Genomic DNA, 23100 nt, shown 5'->3' on the forward strand with positions numbered 1-23100 from the left:
AAACTACCGATAAAGGGTATTTATCTGAAATATATAGGATAATTCTTTAGTGGTGTAAAACAAAGCAGGAGACAAATCAAAAAAACTCTATATTTCACTTTGCCCGCGCCGCCAAAGTCACTGATAATGCGCCGCGTTCATGTCCTCAAAATGGCGTAACGTCCTATGCTACATTTGTTTGCTGGCCTGGATTTACATACCGGGCTTTTACTATTGCTTGCTCTGGCTTTCGTGCTGTTCTACGAAGCAATTAACGGCTTCCATGACACAGCCAATGCTGTCGCAACCGTGATCTATACCCGCGCAATGCGTTCGCAATTGGCGGTGGTCATGGCTGCGTTGTTCAACTTCTTTGGTGTTTTGCTGGGCGGTCTCAGCGTGGCGTATGCCATCGTGCATATGCTACCAACGGATCTGCTGCTAAATATGGGATCGTCACATGGCCTCGCCATGGTGTTCTCCATGCTGCTGGCAGCAATTATCTGGAACCTGGGTACCTGGTACTTTGGTTTGCCTGCCTCCAGCTCCCACACGCTGATTGGCGCCATTATCGGTATTGGTTTAACCAATGCGCTGATGACCGGCACCTCGGTGGTGGACGCACTTAACATCCCGAAAGTTATCGGTATTTTTGCCTCGCTCATCATCTCGCCAATTGTCGGTCTGGTGGTTGCAGGTGGTCTTATTTTCATTCTGCGTCGCTACTGGAGCGGTACGAAAAAACGTGCCCGTATCCACCTGACGCCGGCAGAACGTGAAAAGAAAGACGGCAAGAAAAAGCCGCCGTTCTGGACGCGTATTGCACTGATCCTCTCCGCAATCGGCGTGGCGTTCTCCCACGGTGCGAACGATGGTCAGAAAGGCATTGGTCTGGTGATGCTGGTGCTGATTGGCGTAGCGCCTGCAGGTTTCGTGGTGAATATGAATGCTTCCGGTTACGAAATTACCCGTACTCGCGATGCAATCAATAACGTCGAAGTCTTCTTCCAGCAGCGTCCTGACCTGCTTAAACAGGCCACAGGCGTAGACCAGCTGATTCCGTCCCCGACGGATACGGCACCCGCGACGACGGCAGAGTTCCATTGCCACCCGGCGAATACCATCAACGCGCTGGAACGTGCGAAAGGTATGCTGGCGAATCTGGAAACCTACGACAAGTTAAGCGTTGAACAGCGTGGTCAGCTGCGCCGTATTATGCTGTGCATCTCTGATACCACCGATAAAGTGGTCAAGCTGCCTGGCGTAAGCGCTGACGATCAGCGTCTGCTGAAAAAACTGAAAGCTGACATGCTGAGCACCATTGAGTACGCGCCTATCTGGATCATTATGGCCGTCGCACTGGCGCTGGGTATTGGTACGATGATTGGCTGGCGTCGCGTTGCCACCACCATCGGCGAGAAAATCGGTAAGAAAGGCATGACTTATGCCCAGGGGATGTCGGCGCAGATGACTGCCGCAGTCTCTATCGGTCTCGCTAGCTACACCGGCATGCCCGTTTCCACCACTCACGTTCTCTCCTCTTCCGTTGCGGGAACGATGGTTGTTGATGGCGGCGGTTTGCAGCGTAAAACGGTAACCAGCATTCTGATGGCTTGGGTCTTCACCCTGCCAGCTGCGATTATTCTTTCCGGGGTGCTGTACTGGCTCTCCCTGAAGCTTATCTAAGCGAATGCACGGTAAAAAAGCGGGTCAGGAAACTGGCCCGCTTTTTTTGTATCTGTCGTTGGAATCAGTGCCAAATAATCAGTGCAACCATGCTGATTAACACCAGGCCGCATAGCGCACTGGTGAGAATGAACTGACCGCGAACCCGCTCACAGCGGCGAATAAATTCATCATCATGATGATCGCGGTAACGCTGAGCGTAGATATACCACACCAGGCGCATCTGCTTGTTCGGTTGCCCATGCGAGGTAAAAAAGCCCCCTCCATCTACATACTGGTAAAGTAATGGATCGCAACCACGAAGTACCACTAACAGTGCGCGTAGCGAAGAAAAATAGCGCGCCATATTAACAATGCAAACGACACATAAAGCCCAGAACAATGCAATGGTGCTTATCATACCTCCTCCCCGGCGACCCGCCCACGGAACTCCTTTCCGGGACTACCGCTCCCCGATACCCTGCCAAAACCATTCAGTGAAGAGTACAACCGAAACCGTTCGTATTAGTATCACGCATCCGAACGTCTCTCTAGATAGTGTAGGAGATTAGTTAATTTTTTTGCCAGAAGGTTAATCGCTATCAATGCAATTAACTAAAAAATTTGTTTAACTGCTTGGCAAGCAAGGCGGATTGACGGATTATCCTGGTCGCTATAATGTAAGGATAGTCCTTATATGGTACGTTTTTACGACTGGGCTAGCCCCGCGCGCAAGGTTCGCAGGACGCGGATGACGCGGCGGCAGATAACGCCAGCAGGCTAGTCATCGACAACTTATGGAAGGAGTAACACTATGGCTTATAAACACATTCTTATCGCGGTTGATCTTTCTCCGGAAAGCAAAGTTCTGGTTGAAAAAGCGGTCTCTATGGCGCGGCCTTACAATGCTAAAGTCTCCCTTATCCACGTTGACGTAAACTATTCCGACCTGTACACCGGGCTTATCGACGTGAATCTGGGCGACATGCAGAAACGCATTTCTGAAGAAACCCACCACGCGTTAACCGAGCTGTCCACCAATGCAGGCTACCCTATCACCGAAACCCTGAGCGGTAGCGGCGATCTGGGTCAGGTTCTGGTTGATGCCATCAAAAAATACGACATGGATCTGGTCGTTTGTGGTCACCACCAGGATTTCTGGAGCAAACTGATGTCCTCCGCGCGCCAACTGATCAACACCGTCCACGTCGACATGTTGATTGTTCCGCTGCGTGACGACGAAGAAGCATAAAATGCTTGCCGCCGGAAGTTAGTCCGGCCCGCTGCAAGCAATTAAGCCTGTAAACGCCCGCCTTTGCGGGCGTTTTTGTTTTTATCATCCGGACACAATTAGTACATCAATCCAATAAATAAATCATAATTAGTGTGATCAACTAATTGGATCGAAAACCATCTCTATAATACTCTACCCCCGCGGCCAATAACCGCAGTCTATAACAAAATAAGACTTTTTCGGCGCGTTTAAGCATACGCGTTCATACTTTTCGGGATGGCTTTGAAAGGCGATGGAATATGAATAAAACTGCACCTACGGGCTTGCTGCAGCAACCTCGTCCGTTCTTCATGATCTTCTTTGTAGAATTATGGGAACGATTTGGCTATTACGGCGTTCAGGGCATCCTGGCGGTATTTTTTGTTAAGCAGCTCGGATTTTCACAGGAACAGGCATTTGTCACCTTTGGTGCCTTTGCCGCACTGGTCTACGGCCTGATATCGATCGGCGGCTACGTTGGCGACCACTTGTTAGGTACCAAGCGCACGCTGGTACTCGGCGCTATTGTGCTGGCGATCGGCTACTTCATGACCGGGATGTCGCTGCTTAAGCCCGATCTCATCTTTATTGCTTTGGGTACCATTGCCGTCGGTAACGGGCTGTTTAAAGCCAACCCGGCGAGCCTGCTGTCAAAATGCTACCCACCGAAAGACGCCCGTCTGGACGGGGCGTTCACTCTGTTTTATATGTCGATTAACATCGGTTCGCTGCTGTCACTGTCGCTGGCGCCGGTGATTGCCGATAAGTTTGGCTACGCTGTGACCTACAACCTGTGCGGAGCCGGGCTTATCGTTGCGCTGCTGGTCTACTTTGCCTGTCGTGGCATGGTGAAGAATATCGGCTCTGAGCCAGACCATAAGCCGCTGAATTTCCGTAACCTGTTCTACGTGCTGGCCGGTACGGTAGTGATGGTATTTATCTGCGCCTGGCTGATGCACAACGTGCAGATTGCCAACCTGGTGCTGATCGTCTTGTCGATTGCTGTGACTATCATCTTCTTCCGTCAGGCATTCAAACTGGATAAAACCGGGCGCAACAAGATGTTCGTGGCCTTTATCCTGATGCTGGAAGCGGTGGTGTTCTACGTGCTGTACGCGCAGATGCCAACATCACTGAACTTCTTTGCTATCAATAACGTGCACCATGAAATTCTTGGTTTCGCCATTAACCCGGTGAGCTTCCAGGCGCTGAACCCGTTCTGGGTGGTACTGGCAAGTCCGGTGCTGGCCGCTATCTATACCCGTCTGGGAAACAAAGGCAAAGACCTGACCATGCCGATGAAATTTACGCTCGGTATGTTCCTGTGCTCACTGGGCTTCCTGACGGCCGCCGCTGCCGGGATGTGGTTTGCCGATGCGCAGGGGCTGACGTCGCCATGGTTTATCGTGCTGGTGTATCTGTTCCAGAGTCTGGGTGAACTGCTGATTAGCGCCCTGGGACTGGCGATGGTCGCCGCTCTTGTGCCACAGCACTTGATGGGCTTCATTCTTGGGATGTGGTTCCTGACGCAGGCTGCCGCCTTCCTGATGGGGGGTTATGTCGCCACGTTCACCGCCGTACCGGAGAACATCACCGACCCGCTGCAAACGCTGCCTATCTACACCAACGTCTTCAGTAAAATTGGCCTGGTCACCCTGGCAGTAACGGTCGTGATGGCAATTATGGTGCCATGGCTGAACCGCATGATTAATACGCCAAGTACCGAGCAATAATCATCAGTGCCGGATGGCGGCTATTGCCTTATCCGGCCTACATTCAATATGCCCGATCGCCTAGTGCCATCGGGCCTTTTCAATCGCTACCCTTTGCGTGCGTCAATCCACTCCTGAACTTCAACGACAAACGTGTCCGGCGCTTTACGATACATTTTGCGCGCCAAATCGAGGATCGTATGCTGACCCAGCGCTTCTTCCATGCGCTGCTGGGCCATATCCATTACCGAGCGCACACCACAAATGCCTTCACAGGCCCACTGTGGCGGATGCTCCTCAAATACTGCCAGCCGCTGGCGAATTTCACGACATTCAAAGATGCGCTTATCGCCATCAATAGCATTCACCACATCCAGCACCGTGATGTGTTCAGCGGGTTTAGCCAACTGGAAACCACCGCCCTTACCCTCAATACTGCGCACCAAACCCGCTTTCGACAACCGGGTAAAAATTTTCGCCAGATAGTCATACGGCACGCTTTGCAGCTCGGCAATTTCCCGCACGCTCATGTCCCGCGCATCGCCCTTACTGTCGACCATACACATCAGGCTATGAATACCGTACTCAACCCCGGAACTGTAGAATGCCATTCTCTTATCTCAGCCAAAATGAATCTGAGTTAATTGTAGCTTTTTCGGCTCACTCATTCCAGACAGCAAAGTAACCCGCGTTCATAATGAAAATTTAAAATCATATTTATCAAATGGATAATCAAAAATCATTCTACTTTGCAGGAAAAAGGATCCTGATCGCATTGCAATCTATAACTACGACCAATAAAATCCGAGTAAATAATTCGTAGTCACCAGTGAGAACACCCTAATGCGTAAACAAATTCTGATCGTGGGCGCCGGCTTTGCCGGTATGTGGGCAGCATTAAGCGCCGCACGACTGGCGGATAAACATCAGCAGGCCATTGATATTACCGTGATTGCGCCACAGCCTGAGCTGCGTGTGCGTCCACGTTTTTATGAAAGCGCCGTGCAAACGCTTGTCGCACCGCTGCAGCCGTTGTTTGACGTTACCGGCGTCAACTTCCTGCAAGGTCACGTCGAGCAGATCCTCCCAGACTCTAGAGAGATAAGTTGGAAAGATGCCAACGGTGAAATTCATCTGCGCCGCTACGACCGCCTGGTACTCGCCAGCGGCAGCCACGTAAACCGCGACGCCGTCGCCGGTGCCGCCGAGCACGCGTTTGACCTCGACCAGCTCGAAAGCGCCGCCGTACTGGAGCAGCATATTAACGATCTGGCATTACAACCGGAAAGTGAGGCTCGCAATACGATCGTGGTCTGCGGCGGTGGCTTTACCGGGATTGAGATGGCGCTGGAATTACCGGGTCGTCTGCGCGATATTTTGGGCGCTGATGCTAAGACCAGAGTTGTCGTAGTTGAACGCGGCGCGCAACCGGGCGGGCGCTGGAGCCAGGAATTACGTGACGTCATTAGCGAAGCCTCCGCGGAACTGGGCGTTGAATGGTTGGTCAATGCAGAAGTTGAGTGCGTAGATGCCTCCGGCGTCACGCTGAAAGATGGGCAGGTGATTGCCTCTCAGACGGTCATCTGGACGGTCGGCGTGCAGGCTAACGGCCTGACAGCGCAGATTAACGCCCCGCGCGATCGCCAGGGCCGTCTGCATGTGAATGCCAATCTACAGGTTGTGGGTCACGATGATATCTACGCCACTGGCGATGTAGCCTACGCCGCCACCGACGACAAAGGTAACCATGCATTAATGACCTGCCAGCACGCCATTTTGTTGGGGAAATTTGCGGGTAATAACGCCGCGGCAGACCTGTTGGACGTAACGCCATTACCGTATCGCCAGGAAAACTATGTCACTTGTCTGGATCTCGGCGCCTGGGGCGCGGTGTATAGCGAAGGATGGGACCAGCAGGTGAAACTGACACGCGCAGAAGCGAAGAAGCTGAAGGTGTCGATTGTCAGCGAGTTGATTTACCCGCCGAAAGCAGACCGCGCGGTAGCGTTTGAGATTGCCGATCCGCTGGCACCGTTTGTTTAAGCCGTAATGCCTTATCCGGCCTACAAACTACTCACAGCCGTAGGCATGATAAGCGCAGCGCATCAGGCTGCTCAGCGCGATGCCGGATGCGGCTACCGCCTTATCCGGCCTACAAACCACGCACAGCCGTAGGCATGATAAGCGCAGCGCATCAGGCGATTCAGCGCGATGCCGGATGCGGCTACCGCCTTATCCGGCCTACAAACCACGCACAACCGTAGGCCTGATAAGCGCAGCGCATCAGGCTGTTTAGCGCGATGCCGGATGCGGCTACCGCCTTATCCGGCCTACAAACCACGCATAACCGTAGGCCTGATAAGCGCAGCGCATCAGGCTATTCAGCGCACCTCGCCGGATGCGGCTACCGCCTTATCCGGCCTACAAACCACGCATAACCGTAGGCCTGATAAGCGCAGCGCATCAGGCTGCTCAGCGCGATGCCGGATGCGGCTGCCGCCTTATCCGGCCTACAAACCACGCACAACCGTAGGCCTGATAAGCGCAGCGCATCAGGCTATTCAGCGCAATGCCGGATGCGGCTACCGCCTTATCCGGCCTACAAACTACGCACAGCTGCTGGCCTGATAAGCGCACAGACCTACAAACTATGCTGTCCCTGAATAGATATCGAACCGATGCCCCTTCGTGACTACCGCGTTTGGCGTGGCGACATCCGCCAGCGGCGGCGCGTAGTCCGGGCGCTTCACCACCACACGTTTGGTGGCCAACTGACGCGCAGGCTCCAGCAGCCCATCCGCATCCAGGTCCGCTCCCACCAGCGACTGGAATACGCGCATCTCTTTTTTCACCAGCGCGCTTTTCTGCTTATGTGGGAACATCGGGTCGAGATATACCACCTGCGGTCGCGGCGTAACATCGGTTAACGCCGTCAGGCTTGAGGCGTGGATCAGCTGTAAACGTTCCTGCAGCCACGGGCCGATTTCCGGGTCTGCATAGCCGCGCGCCAGGCCGTCGTCGAGCAGCGCGGCAACCACCGGGTTTCGTTCCAGCATCCGAACACGGCAGCCTACTGAGGCGAGTACAAACGCATCACGCCCCAGCCCAGCGGTCGCATCGACCACATCCGGCAGGTAATCGCCTTTAATGCCAACCGCCTTCGCCACCGCTTCACCGCGACCACCGCCAAACTTGCGCCGATGGGCCATCGCCCCGCCCACAAAATCTACGAAGATACCGCCGAGTTTGGGTTCGTCGCGTTTGCGCAGTTCCAGATGTTCCGGCGTCATCACCAGCGCCATCAGGTTATCTTCATCGTGTTCTAACCCCCAGCGGGCGGCAAGAACAGATAAGGCGCCGTCTCCGGCGCCTGTTTCATCTACTAAGCAGATTTTCACGTGAATAATCAGCCTTTAATCCCGTAATGCTCCAGCATCGCATCCAGCTGTGGCTCGCGACCACGGAAGCGTTTGAACAGCGCCATCGGCTCTTCAGAACCGCCACGGGTGAGGATGTTATCGAGGAACGACTGTCCGGTTTGACGGTTGAAAATGCCTTCATCTTCAAAGCGAGAGAAGGCATCCGCCGCCAGCACGTCGGCCCACAGGTAGCTGTAATAACCCGCCGCGTAGCCACCTGCAAAAATGTGGCTGAAGGCATGCGGGAAGCGGCCCCAGGTTGGACCCGGCACCACGGCGACCTGTTTCTTAATTTCCGCCAGCGTGTCGAGGATTTTCGCCCCCTGCTGCGGGTTAAACTCCGCGTGTAGACGGAAATCAAACAGGCCGAACTCCAGTTGACGCAGTATAAACAGCGCCGCCTGATAGTTTTTCGCCGCCAGCATTTTATCCAGCAGTTCCTTCGGCAGCGGCTCACCTGTCTCAAAGTGACCGGAGATAAACGCCAGAGCTTCCGGCTCCCAGCACCAGTTTTCCATAAACTGGCTCGGTAGTTCGACCGCATCCCACGGCACACCGTTAATACCGGAGACACCGGCGGTTTCAATACGGGTCAGCATATGGTGCAGACCGTGGCCGAACTCGTGGAATAAAGTGATCACTTCATCGTGGGTAAACAGCGCGGGTTTGCCGTTCACCGGACGGTTAAAGTTACAGGTCAGGTAGGCGACCGGCTTTTGCAGCGTGCCATCGGCTTTACGCATCTGCCCGACACAGTCGTCCATCCACGCCCCGCCGCGTTTGTGTTCGCGGGCGTACAGGTCGAGGTAGAAGCTGCCGCGCAGTTCGTTGTTTTCGTCATACAGCTCGAAGAAGCGAACTTCCGGGTGCCAGACGTCAACATCGTTGCGCTCTTTGGCGGTGATGCCATAAATACGTTTCACCACTTCAAACAGACCGTTAACGGCTTTGTTTTCCGGGAAGTATGGGCGCAACTGCTCGTCGCTGATGCTGTAGAGGTGCTGTTTTTGTTTCTCGCTGTAGTAAGCGATATCCCACGGCTGCAGCTCATCAACGCCAAATTCCGCTTTCGCGAAGGCACGCAGCTGGGCCAGCTCTTTCTCACCCTGAGGACGGGCACGTTTCGCCAGATCCGTCAGGAAGTCGAGCACCTGCTGCGGGTTCTCTGCCATTTTGGTGGCCAGAGATTTAAAGGCGTAGCTGTCAAAGCCCAGCAGTTGTGCCAACTCGTGACGCAGTGCGAGGATCTCTTCCATTATCGGGCTGTTGTCCCATTTGCCCGCATTCGGTCCCTGGTCAGACGCGCGAGTGGAATAAGCGCGATACATCTCCTCACGCAGTCCCTGGTTGTCGCAGTAGGTCATGACCGGCAAGTAGCTTGGGATATCCAGCGTTAACAGATAGCCTTCCTGCTCTTTAGCTTCAGCCTGGGCTTTTGCGGCGGCCAGCGCACTTTCCGGCATGCCGGAGAGTTCCGCTTCGTCAGTCACCAGTTTCGTCCAGCCCATGGTGGCATCGAGGACGTTATTACTGTACTGGTTACCCAACTCAGACAGGCGAGTGGCGATTTCACCATAGCGCTGCTGTTTTTCCTTCGGCAGACCAATACCAGAAAGTTCAAAATCGCGCAGCGCATTATCGACCGCTTTTTTCTGCGCGGTATTCAGGGTGGCGTAATGATCGCCATCGCGCAGGTCGCGGTACGCTTTATACAGACCTTCATGTTGCCCAACCCAGGTGCTGTATTCAGACAGCAGCGGCAGCGTTTGTTCGTAGGCTTCGCGCAGCTCCGGACTGTTTTTCACCGAATTCAGGTGGCTAACCGGAGAGAAAATACGCCCCAGAACATCGTCAACTTCCGCCAACGGCTGGCAGAGATTTTCCCAGGTGTACGGCGCGCCCTGCGCAACCACTCGCTCAACGTTTTCGCGGCAATCGTTCAGCGCCTTAGTAACGGCAGGCACAACGTGCTCGGGCTGAATTTTAGAAAACGGCGGCAGTTCGAAGGGAGTCAGCAATGGATTGGTCATTAGCGCGGTCCTGTTGAAAAGAGTGAATGAAGCGCGTATCCGGCGCTGTGCATATTAATTTGTACAATGGGGTTAAGTGTAGAGGATTTCAATGCTAACCGTGACGGAAAGACACCCGGTGGCGCTGCGCTTACCGGGCCTACGGGTAATCTGTGCCGATCTGCTGTAAACTGTGGCAAATCGTCATTTCAGCGGAATTTCATTACCCATGCTCAGTTATCGCCACAGTTATCACGCAGGCAACCATGCCGACGTCCTTAAACACACCGTTCAGAGCCTGATCATTGAATCGCTCAAAGAGAAAGAAAAGCCGTTTCTCTATCTGGACACCCACGCTGGCGCTGGCCGTTATCAGCTGAGCAGTGAGCATGCCGAACGTACCGGTGAATATCTGGAAGGGATCGCCCGTATCTGGCAGCAGGACGATTTACCTGCCGAACTGGAACCCTACATTGGCGTGGTGCAGCACTTCAACCGTAGCGGCCAGCTACGCTACTACCCTGGCTCACCGTTAATTGCTCGTCAGCTGCTGCGTGAACAGGACAGCCTGCAATTAACTGAACTGCACCCGAGCGACTTTCCCCTGCTGCGCGGCGAATTCCAGAAAGATGAGCGCGCTCGCGTGGCCAAAGCCGATGGCTATCAGCAGCTAAAAGCAAAATTACCGCCGGTTTCCCGTCGCGGGCTGATCCTTATCGATCCGCCATACGAAATAAAAAGCGACTACCAGGCGGTAGTGACCGGTATTAACGAAGGCTACAAGCGCTTTGCAACCGGTACCTATGCGCTGTGGTATCCGGTGGTTCTGCGCCAACAAATCAAGCGCATGGTCCACGATCTCGAAGACACCGGCATCCGCAAAATTCTGCAAATTGAGCTGGCGGTACGCCCGGACAGCGATCAGCGCGGCATGACGGCGTCCGGCATGATTGTGATTAACCCGCCGTGGAAGCTGGAGCAGCAGATGAACAACGTTCTGCCGTGGTTGCACAGCAAACTGGTTCCGGCAGGAACCGGTCATACCTCGGTAAGCTGGATCGTGCCGGAGTAATCGCAGCCATCGGTGGAACCTTTTAATATCAGGTATACAATCGCGAATATTTTGGCGGATGGCGTAACGCTTCTCCGCCCTACAATGAACAGGAAGGAGCGGTCATGACCAAGCACTATGATTACATCGCTATTGGCGGCGGCAGCGGCGGTATTGCCTCCATTAACCGTGCAGCAATGTACGGCCAGAAATGCGCACTGATTGAAGCCAAAGAGCTGGGCGGCACCTGCGTTAACGTTGGCTGCGTACCGAAGAAAGTGATGTGGCATGCCGCACAGGTCCGCGAAGCGATCCACATGTACGGTCCGGATTACGGTTTCGACACCACCATCAATAAGTTCGACTGGGATAAACTGATCGCCACGCGTACCGCTTACATCGACCGCATTCATACCTCGTACGACAACGTGCTGGGCAAAAATAATGTCGATGTGATCAAAGGCTTTGCCCGCTTTGTGGATGCCAAAACCATTGAAGTGAATGGTGAAACCATTACAGCCGATCATATTTTGATTGCTACCGGTGGTCGCCCGAGCCATCCGAGCATTCCGGGTGTGGAATACGGTATCGACTCCGATGGTTTCTTTGAGCTGCCTGCGCTGCCAAAACGCGTAGCCGTTGTGGGTGCAGGCTACATCGCCGTTGAACTGGCAGGCGTGATTAACGGCCTGGGCGCCCAAACGCATCTGTTCGTGCGTAAACACGCGCCGCTGCGCAGCTTTGATCCGATGATCGTCGACACGCTGGTTGAGGTCATGAACGCTGAAGGCCCGACGCTGCATACTCACGCGATTCCGAAAGCGGTGGTTAAAAACGCGGACGGCAGCCTGACCCTGCAACTGGAAGATGGCCGTAGTGAAACGGTAGATTGCCTGATTTGGGCAATTGGTCGTGAACCTGCCACTGACAACTTCAACCTGGCAGCAACTGGCGTGAAAACCAATGAAAAAGGCTACATTGTCGTTGATAAATACCAGAATACCAGCGTGCCGGGGATTTATGCCGTTGGCGATAACACCGGTGCCGTTGAGCTGACGCCGGTTGCCGTTGCCGCGGGTCGTCGCCTGTCCGAGCGTCTGTTTAACAACAAGCCGGACGAGCATCTGGACTACAGCAACATCCCGACCGTAGTCTTCAGCCATCCGCCAATTGGCACCGTGGGCCTGACCGAACAGCAGGCTCGCGAACAGCACGGCGATGATCAGGTGAAAGTGTATAAATCATCGTTTACCGCGATGTATACCGCTGTCACCACGCACCGTCAGCCGTGCCGCATGAAGCTGGTTTGCGTCGGTCCGGAAGAAAAGATTGTCGGTATTCACGGTATCGGTTTTGGGATGGATGAAATGCTGCAAGGCTTCGCGGTGGCTCTGAAAATGGGCGCAACCAAAAAAGACTTTGATAACACCGTTGCGATTCACCCAACGGCGGCAGAAGAGTTCGTTACCATGCGTTAAGCGCACATGTGTAGAAAGATAGCGAACGCGATTTCCTACACGCTCAAACTACGCCCCTCCGGCAACCTGAGGGGCGTTACATCATCTCAGCCAGCGCTATTCAGCCAACGCCCGCATTTCTTTGATCAGGTCAGATTTCCCTTCAAAACCTATGCCCGGCAGCTCAGGCATGACGATATGCCCCTCTTCTACCTTCACTGAATCCGGGAAACCGCCGTACGGTTGGAACAGATCCGGGTAACTTTCATTGCCGCCCAGACCAAGACCCGCCGCAATGTTCAACGACATCTGGTGGCCGCCATGCGGTATGCAGCGTGATGGTGACCAGCCAAACTGCGCCAGTACGTCCAGCGTACGCAGGTACTCGACCAGACCGTAGGAAAGCGCGCAGTCAAATTGCAGGTAATCGCGATCCGGGCGCATGCCGCCATAGCGCAGCAGGTTGCGCGCATCCTGATGAGAAAAGAGGTTTTCGCCGGTCGCCATTGGGCCGGGGTAAAATTCTGACAGCGCAGCCTGTAAGGAATAATCCAGCGGATCGCCAGCCTCTTCATACCAGAATAACGGGTATTCACGCAGCATTTTGGCGTAGGCAATACTGGTTTCCAGATCAAAGCGACCATTAGCATCGACGGCCAGGCGAGCTTCATCGCCAATTTCCGCGAGTACCGCGTCAATTCGGCGGCGGTCTTCATCCAGCGTTGCTCCGCCGATTTTCATTTTAACCACGTTGTAGCCGCGGTTCAGGTAACCTCGCATCTCCTGACGCAGCGCGCTCAGATCTTTACCCGGATAATAGTAACCGCCCGCCGCGTAAACAAAGACACGCGGGTTGGCCTCAACGCCTTTCATCTCAGCCAGCAGGCGAAACAACGGCTTATTAGCAATTTTGGCAACGGCATCCCAGATAGCCATATCCAGCGTACCGACAGCTACCGAGCGCTCACCATGGCCCCCCGGCTTCTCGTTACTCATCATAACGTCCCAGATCTTATGCGGATCCAGATTATCCCCTCTGGAATTCAGCAGGCTTTCCGGGTCTGCGTCCAGAATGCGGTTACGGAAGCGCTCGCGGATCAATCCCCCCTGACCGTAGCGGCCATTAGAGTTAAATCCGTATCCCACAACGCGGCGTCCATCAACCTCAACGTCAGTCACCACAGCCACCAGGCTGGTCGTCATCTTGCTGAAATCGATATAGGCGTTACGAATTGGGGAAGCGATGGGTTTAGTTATTTCTACAACGTCGAGGATACGCATGTTTTCTCCGGCGGGTTCTTAATCAGTTGTGCTCGTACTTACACGCCTGTGAAAAGTGATAACTCATGCCGGTTTATTATTGGCATAATGCACTCAGGCAGTATTCGGGGACGCTATCGTCCTGTCTTTTTTCATCTTAAGCAGAGCTCATCTGTTGATCTAATGCCAAAGAGGCTGGCTGTAATGCAAAATCGGCATCACCTGGAACTGACCTGGCTTGAAGACTGCGTTGCGCTGGCGCAATCACTCAATTTCTCCCGCGCAGCCGCTTCCCGATATGTGACGCAGCCCGCATTCAGCCGACGCATCGTCTCACTGGAAGAGTGGCTTGGAACGCCGATTTTTGAGCGTAACCGCCGTGGCGTCAGCCTGACTCGTGCAGGGGAAGTGTTCGTCGCTCAAGTACCGGAACTGATCCGGGCGCTGTACACCCTGAGAAATGAAACCATCGAAGCGGCGGGAAACACCCGACCGGATGTTATTTTCTCCGCAACGCACTCTCTGTCGTTCTCATTTTTTCCGGCGCTGATGCGTAATAACGAAAAAATCGCCCGCTTCGGCTCATTTCGCCTGCTATCCGACACGCTTAGCGCCTGTGAACGGATGATTGAAAAAGGGGATGCCCAGTTTCTGCTGTGTTATTACCACCCTCACATGCACATCAACCTTGATCAGACGAAATATCTCAGCGTACGCCTTGGACGAGAAACATTATTGCCTTACTCAAAATGCGATCCGGCCTCTCACCAACCGCTTTGGCAGGCAACGGGGGGCAAAAAATTTCCGTTTCTCTCCTTTTCAGCAGAATCCGGTCTGGGAAGGATCCTCTCGAACACATCACCGGTAAATCATGCCCGGCGCGGTATGGACATCGCTTTCACCGCCGATCTGGCTGCCACGCTGCTGGCGATGGTCAAAGCCGGGGACGGCATTGCCTGGCTGCCAGAGAGTCTGGCGGATCCAGACGTACAGGCCGGGACGATCGCCGCGGCGGCACCACAACAGAGCGGATTATGGGTACCCATTGATATCAGACTGTTTCGGCCCGCAGGCAGAATGTCCAGAGCGGTAGAAGAATTGTGGGAAATTTTCGTGAGTGAGCAGATATAAATACCCACCAGGTGAAAGAAAATTATCCAGCCTGCAAAACGCGCCAGGCTGGATAACGCCAGGGATTATTTACCCTGCATATACGGCGTATATACGCCGTTCAGACTCTCAAGAAATGCCACGATATCGTCGATATCTTCCTGCGGCAGTTCTTTGCCTACCTGATAACGCAGCATCAGTTTTACCGCACCGTCGAGCGTAGGCACATCACCGCGATGGAAATAAGGCGCGGTCAATGCAACGTTACGCAAACCAGGGACTTTCTGACGCAGTTTGTCACGTAATTCATTGGTGACGTTCATGCGGCCAATATCTGCGGCAGTGACCTCACCGAAATTAAAGTCCTTTTTCAAACCCAGTGGCTCAAATGAGCGCCCGCCTAAAATAATACCGCCATGACAGGTCGCGCACTTATTATCTTTAAACAACTGATAGCCATGCTTTTGCTGGGCAGTTAACGCCGCTTCATCACCGCGTAGCCATTTATCAAACGGCGAATTTGGCGTAATCAGCGTTTTTTCAAACTCAGCAATCGCATCGGTAATATTGTCTCCGCTGAATCCCTGCGGATAAACGGCGATAAACTCTTGCTTCAAGGTCGGGTCTTTATCCAGTTTCTGGATAATTTCATCCCAGGATTTAGACGCCATTTCGATGGGGTTCAACGGTGGGCCGCCTGCCTGAGCCTGCAGCGTTGGCGCGCGGCCATCCCAGAATTGTTCCACGTTAAAGACCGAGTTAAATACCGTCGGCGCATTGATTGGGCCAACCGCGCCGCCTACGCCGATTGACGTTTTCCGACCATCTACGCCGCCCGCATTCAGGGCGTGGCAGTGCGCGCAAGAGATCGTGCTGTCGCCAGAAATGCGCGGGTCATGATAAAGCGTAAAGCCCAGCGCCACTTTGCGGGCATCGGTCGGGATGCTTTCCGGTATCGGCTGTACAGGTTCATTACGATGCTGCGCGGCGGTATCGTTACTGGCGTAGTACTGCTCACGCTGTTTCGCAATCCAACCCAGGATCTCAGCTCGCTCCGAATCGCTTACCTTGCCAGCCCAGTGCAGCGCGGTATAACGCGTCGGTGGCATGGTGTCGTACTGCATCACCCACTCAATTTTATTCAGGTCGCTTTGCGAAACGGGTTTATCCGCAACCAGCGCCGCACGAACGGCCTCAAGATTGAATGATTTGTATCCCAGCTGAATATCGTAATTCATCAACTGCTTAGCGACAGGAAAAGAAGAATAGAAAGGTAATTCAGCCGAAGGCGTGTGACAATAGTCGCATCCTTTTTCGCGTAAGAACCCTAATACTTTATTATTTTCTTCCAGCGTAGAGGCCTGAACATCAGCCTGTTTGCTACGTTGATTATCGTGATACCACACATAACCGGATAATCCAAAATAACAAATCGCGATGCCAGCTATAGCTATCGCGGTAAGACGGGTAATGATTTTCATTATTTTTACCCTCACCGTTGTGAGTTATTGTGACCCAGAAAATTTGAATAATTAATGCACAGTCTTTGTCAGACCTGACCATCATAGGAAATGAGGGGATTACTATTTTGATAAGTATCAATCAATTACATGGGGGAGAACTATCGATAGAATAGCCTGTGCCTATTATAGAGATAAGGCGTTACCTGAACCCATTCACACCTCGTTGCAATCGAATGTTCTGAAAATGGAATATTTTCAGATCGCACAGAATTATGAATTATTCATTATTTTCATTGGGATAGTCTTATTTTCGAAATACTGCCCAGCACTAAAACGTGATCAACCGCACGCTTTACTCACCAGACACCGAAGCGAATGTCTACGCTTAACTGACGAGCGGGCAATAGCCTTAATCTTTTAACGTCCATCGGAGGTCTTTCTCATTATGCTCAACCAGAAACTACCCCACGCCCCTTCTGAAGAAATGACGATCGACATCGATCTGCTTTATGAAATGGATCCGTGCGAGTTAAAGCTGGATGAAATGATTGAGGCAGAGCCTGAACCGGAGATGATTGAAGGGTTACCCGCCTCAGATGCGTTAACCCCCGCCGATCGTTACCTCGAGCTGTTCGAACACGTTCAGTCGTCAAAACTGTTTGCTGATAGCAAAACCTTCCCCGACTGTGCGCCCAAAATGGACCCGCTGGATATTTTGATCCGCTATCGCAAGGTTAAACGCCACCGCGACTTTGATCTACGACGCTTCGTCGAGAACCATTTCTGGCTCCCGGAAACCCCCTCCAGCGAATACGTTTCTGACCCGGCAAATTCGCTGAAAGAGCATATCGATCAACTGTGGCCGGTACTGACGCGCGAACCACAGGATCACATCCCCTGGTCCTCGCTGCTGGCGTTGCCGCAGTCATACATTGTGCCCGGCGGACGTTTTAGCGAAACCTACTACTGGGATTCCTACTTCACTATGCTGGGCCTGGCCGAGAGCGGTCGCGAAGATCTGCTGAAATGTATGGCGGATAACTTTGCCTGGATGATTGAAAACTATGGCCACATCCCGAACGGTAACCGTACTTACTACCTGAGTCGCTCGCAGCCACCGGTCTTTGCGCTGATGGTGGAACTGTTTGAAGAAGATGGCGTACGCGGCGCGCGTCGTTACCTTGATCATCTAAAAATGGAGTACGCGTTCTGGATGGATGGCGCGGACTCCCTGGTGCTCAACCAGGCCTACCGTCACGTGATCAGAATGTCTGACGGCTCTCTACTCAACCGCTATTGGGACGATCGTGATACGCCGCGCGATGAGTCATGGCTTGAAGACGTTGAAACCGCCAAGCATTCGGGTCGCCCACCCAATGAAGTGTATCGGGATTTGCGCGCGGGCGCGGCCTCCGGTTGGGATTACTCCTCGCGCTGGCTACGCGACGCGGGCCGCCTTGCCAGCATACGCACCACTCAGTTCATCCCGATTGACCTGAACGCGTTCCTCTACAAGCTGGAAAGCACAATCGCCAATATTTCCGCGCTGAAAGGCGACAAAGAAACGGAAGCGCTGTTTCGCCAGAAAGCCAGTGACCGCCGCGATGCGGTGAACCGCTATCTCTGGGACGATGAAAACGGCTGCTACCGTGATTACGACTGGCGACGCGAGCAAATGGCTCTGTTCTCTGCCGCCAGTATTGTGCCGCTGTATGTCGGCATGGCAACGCATGAACAAGCCGACCGACTTGCCAATGCGGTACGCAGTCGTCTACTCACTCCCGGCGGGATTTTAGCCACGGAGCATGAAACCGGTGAGCAGTGGGATAAACCCAACGGCTGGGCGCCGCTGCAGTGGATGGCGATCCAGGGATTCAAACTGTACGGCGACGACCATCTCGGGGATGAAATTGCCCGTAACTGGTTGAAAACGGTGAATCTCTTTTATCAGGAACACCACAAGCTTATCGAAAAATACCACATAGCCGATGCCGCCCCGCGCGAAGGCGGCGGCGGGGAGTATCCGCTGCAGGACGGCTTTGGCTGGACTAATGGCGTGGTACGCCGGCTCATCGGTCTGTATGGCGAACCCTAGCGGCTGACGGTCAGTTAATCGCATCGTACAGCTCGGCGTGAATTTTCTGCCATTTTTTGTTCTCCGGACTTGGCTGGGCGCGAACGCGCAGCTCGGCCTGTTCAAGGTCATACTGCTGACGCGCGACGACCGCCGGAACCGAACAAAAACTTTGCAGATAACTTTTATGTAGTGAAGTTAGGGACGCCCCATTCGACATTGCATGGCTGAGCGTAGTCATAAACTGTCGGCATGGTTTGCTCTCACTCATCTGCGAAGGATAACGCAGCAGCAACCTCAACACCTCGGTATTGCCCGCCGAAAACGCCTGCTCCGTCCACGCTAACTTCCAGTCCATTCCACCCTGCAGGAACAGCGACGTTACGCGGATGTCGTTGCGATCGATTGCCGAGCGCATGTTAAAGGCATCCCAGGTAATACCCATCCGCGTTACCGCCTCCCGCGCGCTGGGCGCATCACGCCGTGGTTCCTCCTGTACGATTTCAACCGATTGGCCTGAAGACGCCTGCGGCGCAGAAGAAGTGAATAACCAGAACGCACCCAGCGAGATCACCAGCACCATCACGCCGACCGCAACCCACAACATGCCGGAAATCAGCTGTTCCCGTTCCTCCGCCGTGCGCTTGGCTCGCTTCTCCGGCGGATCGATACTGTCTGCGATTTCCTGCCTATCACCGCCCGCCAGCTCGTCTTTTTGCTTTGCGGTTAACCAAAACTGGCGAACCATCGCCTCATCAGACTCCAGATACGACGCAGGATTAATGCGCGTACGCTGTTCTTCAAATGCTCGCTGCACAGAGTGTGTAATCTGCCGATACTGACAATTAAGCAACAGCAGTTGTACAGAGGTTAAAGGTTGTTGTGCGATAACGCAGTTACGGGCAAGGCGGCAGTCATCCAGGAACATCCGCAGCGTGATGCGTGGCTCCACAAACGACATCAGCACCGAAGTATCGTTAAAAACCTCGCTAAAATGCCGGACGAATAATTTCTTATCGACGACCATCAACGCCAGTTCGCCAAACATCATGCCGTCCAGCGCATCATGCCCTTCCGCCAACTTTAGCCAGCGACGCAAGCGTTCACCACCAAAGTGCTGTTTCAGGAAGCCGTTGAGAGGATGCTGATCGGGCCATACCCGTGCGATCAGGGATTTGAGGGTTAATTCTATTGCGCGGAGTTGACGCTGAGCGCGCATCTGCGCATCCGGCTCCACAGGTGCAATCTCGGTTTGATACTTCAGGATGGGCTGTTGCTGGCGCAATTGCTCCAGAGAGGCGACAAAGCGCAGCGCGGAAATCAGTTGATTTTCACTGACATCCTGACCATTTTCATATTGGGGAACGCTCTGCTGAAGATGGCGTAGCCGCAGAGTGAACTGGCTCAATTGCGCATCATTCATTTGCAATCGTCTGGCGACAACTCCCCAGCCGCCCAGATTCAGTCGCGCCTGATCAAGCTGCTCAAGAAACCAGCGCGGATCTTTACCTTCTGCTACGTGTACGCCGAGCATCAGCAAAATTTCTACCGAAGCCTGGCGGATTATCCCCAAACAATGTTCGAATGGTGTACATGTCGCTTGTAACGCGCTAATGGTCATTATCTTCCCTAAAAGGACCCATAAAATGCGGCCTCACAATGGTGTGTAGTTATCTTTTTTAGATGCAGCGCCGTGCCGATGTAGATTAAAACACATTCATATAGCAAATAAATATGTTTTACAGTGACTTCCACACAATCATTGAAAATTATTCTGGAGATAAGCCTGTGCCTGTACTGCATACCTCGCGTCTCATCTGTCGCCCGCTGCAAGATGATGACTGGATATTCTTCTTAACGCTGCAGCAGAACTCAGATGTGATGCGCTTTGTCGCCGACGCGCGTACACAAGAGGAGATAAGGACAGCCTTTGACTCCCGCCTGCCAGAATGGTCGCCCGGCAGCCCGCACTGGCTGTGCCTGGTCCTGTGCGATAAGGCATCAGGAGCACCGCTGGGGGTCACTGGATATATTCACGAAAACAATGAATGTGCCGAGGTCGGCTTTCTGCTCGCCCCTGAAGCGCAGGGCAAAGGTTATGGTGCTGAATCTCTACACGCTGTTTGCAACTTCGCGTTTACCCACGGCGGCCTTCGTCGGCTGACGGCCTGCGTCACCGCTGGAAACGAAGCCTCACGACGTCTACTGGAAAAGGTGGGATTTCTTCACGAAGGCACGCTGCGTGAAAGCTACTGGTTGCATCACACCTGGCATAATGACTGGATTTTTGGCCTGTTAAAACATGAGTATCAGCCGCCAACGCCATAAGGCGTTTTGCAGAAAAAACTGGCTGTATGGCAACTGGCGCAACGGAATGCATTTCTTAAAATAATCCTCTTTGCACAGAGGTTATTATGCCGCTTCATTCCACGCATTTCACATCAGCCTGCATCAACTTTATTAAGCAATGGCAGGGTCTTTCGCTGGAAAAGTATCAGGATAAAAAGGGAATATGGGTTATTGGTTTTGGGCATGAAATCACCGCAGATGAAACCTTTGATTCCCCAATAACGCTAATGCAGGCAGAAAATTTACTGCTCACGGATCTGAATATCTGCGAGGGATTCATCCATAAGGAAATGCCGCAAATAAAAGACAGGTTTCAACAGGAAGCGATGATGGCGTGGATGCTCAGCGTGGGAATAACCCGGTTTTGCACCGCAGGATTGTGGCCGGGTGCTATTTCACAGCCAGAAACGCTCTGACTGTGAAATAGTCGTCCATTAAATGGCGTCGTTTAACATCATTGCCGCCTGCGTTCGGTTTTTTACCTCGAGGCGCTGATACAGCGATTCAAGATGCGCTTTCACCGTTCCGGTGCTGATATTTAACAATCGACCAATTTGTTTATTAGATTCTCCAGCGGCAAGCATTGTTAAAATCTCTCGCTGGCGCGCACTCAGCGACCGTATATTTTGCCCACTACTCTCGGTAGCCGTCATGCAATCTCTGGGTATAAACAACATTCCCATCGCGACGCTATTAAGAGCCAGCGTGAAGATTTCCGCATCAGAGTCGCGTGGAACAATAGCCAGCACGTTTAATTGCGTGACCTCCTGCAGCCATTTTTTACGGCAATCCGTTGCTGTCACCAGCACTTTTACCGTCGAAAAGCGCTCTGCTATCTGTTGAAGCAAGCTACGGCAGAACTCAGCGTCAAAATCGCCATCCAGCATTACCAACGCATCAGGATTGTCTTCAAGCTTCAGCCAAAGGTCATCTGCTTGACTGACACCCTGAACATCCACTCCTGGAATACGCTCTTGCAAACTTACATTCATTCCATGAATAAATATTGACTGCCTGTCAAACATTATTACCTGCATTATTTATCTCCGTCTGAATAAGATATTAGCCTCAACACGCGGAAGGGTATTACCCATGGGGTAAAATAAGAAGTCACCATTTGGCGGGGGCCATTTTACCGATAACCAGAGAATAAAGAAGCAGAAGTTATGAATAGTTACAGTTCAAACATGAGGATCACATAAAGGAACAAAAGCGGTGCCCAAAACTAAGGAAATCCTTAATATTTGATGAGCTAAAAAGGATTATTAATATTAATTTCTTGAAGTCTATATTACTAGCTAAAAATAAGAAAACCACAGTAACAGACAAATATGTTACAAAACGAAATGTCGCATTAAATGATCATTACCTGTTGTTTACCCCCAAACGGCGTGACGATATCAAGCAACACCGAAAGTTGCGGCCGATCGCATCACTCTTATCAGGTCAGCCAGCGAAACAGGTCTGCAAAAATAATACCCTTGTAAAAAATCACAGTTTTTTAGGCGCAGATAGTCAGCCTGAACCTGAGTTTCAACACCTTCAGCAATCACCCGCAGATTCATCTTTTTCGCCAGTTCAATGAGCGTATCGACAATACGGGTGTCGCCACCCTCACTAATCTGACCCACAAACAATTTGTCTATCTTAATAAACTCCGGTTCCAGCGCGTGGAGGTAACACAGATTCGAATACCCCGTCCCGAAATCATCTAACGCCACGGCGATATTGGATTTCCTCAATGAGGCAAACCACTCACTTAGCTGAGGGGTAAAGTGCAGAGGGCGTTTTTCGGTAATTTCGATAACCAGTTGAACACGTCCTGGGGCAAGCTTTTGCATGAGCGCCACGACATCCGATTCAAAGCGCGGATCGAGGCAATTTTCGGGGCTCAGATTCAGATTAAGGTAAATACCATCGGTGAAAAGAGGGAGCTGATGCTGCAGATCGGCAATCACTTCCTGGATGAGTTGATGCGTCAGCGAGGCGATAAGACCGTGATCTTCCGCCAGAGGAATAAAGACGTCAGGAGGAATGTTGCCATACCGGGGATGCGTCCATCTGGCGAGCACCTCAATGCCTGCTATTTTACCCGACTGGCTGTCAAAAATAGGTTGATACACCGGCCTGAACTGGCGCTGAGCAATGGCTGTATCCAACGTTTTTATCGGCGCATGTGTTAGAAAACGGGCCAGTAAGTCATTGGCACCAGAGATTAATGTCGGGTTATGCAGGGTTGTGGTTATCATCACGAGTCTCAAGCGTGCGGCAGTCTGTTC

At 52.7% G+C, this 23100-nt stretch carries 20 protein-coding genes; 11 read left to right on the forward strand and 9 right to left on the reverse strand.

Annotated elements, in window-relative coordinates:
- The first annotated feature begins 165 nt into the window (after positions 1-165).
- On the forward strand, positions 166-1665 hold the full coding sequence (gene pitA, locus E1B03_RS24940) for an inorganic phosphate transporter PitA (RefSeq protein ID WP_103769525.1): 1500 nt from the start codon (positions 166-168) through the stop codon (positions 1663-1665).
- 64 nt (positions 1666-1729) lie between these two features.
- Here pitA and uspB read toward each other — a convergent pair whose 3' ends face one another.
- Positions 1730-2065: a universal stress protein UspB gene (uspB, locus tag E1B03_RS24945; RefSeq protein WP_003023371.1), complete on the reverse strand. Its 336-nt coding sequence runs from the start codon at positions 2063-2065 to the stop codon at positions 1730-1732.
- Between the two features lie 393 nt (positions 2066-2458).
- On the opposite strand from uspB, the gene uspA reads away from it, so the two are divergent.
- Positions 2459-2896, forward strand: a complete 438-nt coding sequence (gene uspA / locus E1B03_RS24950; protein ID WP_003023368.1) for a universal stress protein UspA — start codon at positions 2459-2461, stop codon at positions 2894-2896.
- A 281-nt stretch (positions 2897-3177) separates the two neighbouring features.
- Complete coding sequence (dtpB, locus tag E1B03_RS24955) at positions 3178-4650, forward strand: dipeptide/tripeptide permease DtpB (RefSeq protein WP_048236967.1); 1473 nt, start codon at positions 3178-3180, stop codon at positions 4648-4650.
- An 86-nt stretch (positions 4651-4736) separates the two neighbouring features.
- On the opposite strand, the gene E1B03_RS24960 is transcribed toward dtpB, so the two are convergent.
- On the reverse strand, positions 4737-5240 hold the full coding sequence (locus E1B03_RS24960) for an RrF2 family transcriptional regulator (RefSeq protein WP_005122505.1): 504 nt from the start codon (positions 5238-5240) through the stop codon (positions 4737-4739).
- 232 nt (positions 5241-5472) lie between these two features.
- On the opposite strand from E1B03_RS24960, the gene E1B03_RS24965 reads away from it, so the two are divergent.
- The gene (locus E1B03_RS24965) at positions 5473-6672 is read left to right on the forward strand and encodes an NAD(P)/FAD-dependent oxidoreductase (RefSeq protein ID WP_103769524.1); all 1200 of its coding nucleotides are present in this window, start codon (positions 5473-5475) and stop codon (positions 6670-6672) included.
- Between the two features lie 168 nt (positions 6673-6840).
- Complete coding sequence (locus tag E1B03_RS26555) at positions 6841-7257, forward strand: hypothetical protein (protein WP_246044132.1); 417 nt, start codon at positions 6841-6843, stop codon at positions 7255-7257.
- A 20-nt stretch (positions 7258-7277) separates the two neighbouring features.
- Here E1B03_RS26555 and rsmJ read toward each other — a convergent pair whose 3' ends face one another.
- Both rsmJ and prlC read right to left on the reverse strand, forming a co-directional pair.
- Positions 7278-8027, reverse strand: a complete 750-nt coding sequence (gene rsmJ / locus E1B03_RS24980) for a 16S rRNA (guanine(1516)-N(2))-methyltransferase RsmJ (protein WP_103769522.1) — start codon at positions 8025-8027, stop codon at positions 7278-7280.
- An 8-nt stretch (positions 8028-8035) separates the two neighbouring features.
- A complete protein-coding gene (gene prlC / locus E1B03_RS24985) occupies positions 8036-10078 on the reverse strand; it encodes an oligopeptidase A (RefSeq protein ID WP_103769521.1) in 2043 nt (680 codons plus the stop codon).
- Between the two features lie 208 nt (positions 10079-10286).
- On the opposite strand from prlC, the gene E1B03_RS24990 reads away from it, so the two are divergent.
- Both E1B03_RS24990 and gorA read left to right on the forward strand, forming a co-directional pair.
- The gene (locus tag E1B03_RS24990; protein WP_043018644.1) at positions 10287-11129 is read left to right on the forward strand and encodes a 23S rRNA (adenine(2030)-N(6))-methyltransferase RlmJ; all 843 of its coding nucleotides are present in this window, start codon (positions 10287-10289) and stop codon (positions 11127-11129) included.
- A gap of 104 nt (positions 11130-11233) precedes the next feature.
- Complete coding sequence (gene gorA / locus E1B03_RS24995; RefSeq protein ID WP_043018645.1) at positions 11234-12586, forward strand: glutathione-disulfide reductase; 1353 nt, start codon at positions 11234-11236, stop codon at positions 12584-12586.
- A gap of 96 nt (positions 12587-12682) precedes the next feature.
- Here gorA and E1B03_RS25000 read toward each other — a convergent pair whose 3' ends face one another.
- Entirely contained in the window at positions 12683-13846 is a 1164-nt protein-coding gene (locus E1B03_RS25000; RefSeq protein ID WP_103769519.1) for a mandelate racemase/muconate lactonizing enzyme family protein, read from the reverse strand.
- A gap of 183 nt (positions 13847-14029) precedes the next feature.
- Between E1B03_RS25000 and E1B03_RS25005 the strand changes: the two genes are divergently transcribed.
- Positions 14030-14956, forward strand: a complete 927-nt coding sequence (locus tag E1B03_RS25005) for a LysR family transcriptional regulator (RefSeq protein ID WP_103769518.1) — start codon at positions 14030-14032, stop codon at positions 14954-14956.
- Positions 14957-15021: 65 nt separating this feature from the next.
- On the opposite strand, the gene E1B03_RS25010 is transcribed toward E1B03_RS25005, so the two are convergent.
- Positions 15022-16416, reverse strand: a complete 1395-nt coding sequence (locus E1B03_RS25010; protein WP_103769517.1) for a cytochrome-c peroxidase — start codon at positions 16414-16416, stop codon at positions 15022-15024.
- 427 nt (positions 16417-16843) lie between these two features.
- On the opposite strand from E1B03_RS25010, the gene E1B03_RS25015 reads away from it, so the two are divergent.
- Positions 16844-18493 (forward strand): alpha,alpha-trehalase, encoded by a 1650-nt coding sequence (locus E1B03_RS25015; RefSeq protein WP_103769516.1) that lies wholly within the window; start codon positions 16844-16846, stop codon positions 18491-18493.
- Between the two features lie 10 nt (positions 18494-18503).
- Here the strand turns inward: E1B03_RS25015 and E1B03_RS25020 are convergent, their stop codons facing one another.
- The gene (locus tag E1B03_RS25020; protein ID WP_133087098.1) at positions 18504-20093 is read right to left on the reverse strand and encodes an STY4199 family HEPN domain-containing protein; all 1590 of its coding nucleotides are present in this window, start codon (positions 20091-20093) and stop codon (positions 18504-18506) included.
- A 167-nt stretch (positions 20094-20260) separates the two neighbouring features.
- Between E1B03_RS25020 and E1B03_RS25025 the strand changes: the two genes are divergently transcribed.
- Together E1B03_RS25025 and E1B03_RS25030 are read left to right on the forward strand one after the other, a co-directional pair.
- On the forward strand, positions 20261-20800 hold the full coding sequence (locus E1B03_RS25025; RefSeq protein ID WP_133087099.1) for a GNAT family N-acetyltransferase: 540 nt from the start codon (positions 20261-20263) through the stop codon (positions 20798-20800).
- Between the two features lie 86 nt (positions 20801-20886).
- Positions 20887-21237, forward strand: a complete 351-nt coding sequence (locus tag E1B03_RS25030; protein ID WP_133087100.1) for a glycoside hydrolase family protein — start codon at positions 20887-20889, stop codon at positions 21235-21237.
- Positions 21238-21255: 18 nt separating this feature from the next.
- Here the strand turns inward: E1B03_RS25030 and E1B03_RS25035 are convergent, their stop codons facing one another.
- Together E1B03_RS25035 and E1B03_RS25040 are read right to left on the reverse strand one after the other, a co-directional pair.
- Positions 21256-21858 carry a response regulator transcription factor gene (locus tag E1B03_RS25035; protein WP_103769512.1) on the reverse strand — a complete coding sequence of 201 codons (603 nt, stop codon included), beginning with the start codon at positions 21856-21858 and terminating at the stop codon, positions 21256-21258.
- A gap of 363 nt (positions 21859-22221) precedes the next feature.
- Positions 22222-23070, reverse strand: coding sequence for an EAL domain-containing protein (locus E1B03_RS25040; protein WP_103769511.1), 849 nt, complete (start codon positions 23068-23070; stop codon positions 22222-22224).
- Positions 23071-23100: the final 30 nt, after the last annotated feature.

This window comes from Citrobacter arsenatis, from assembly GCF_004353845.1.
Taxonomy (GTDB): domain Bacteria; phylum Pseudomonadota; class Gammaproteobacteria; order Enterobacterales; family Enterobacteriaceae; genus Citrobacter; species Citrobacter arsenatis.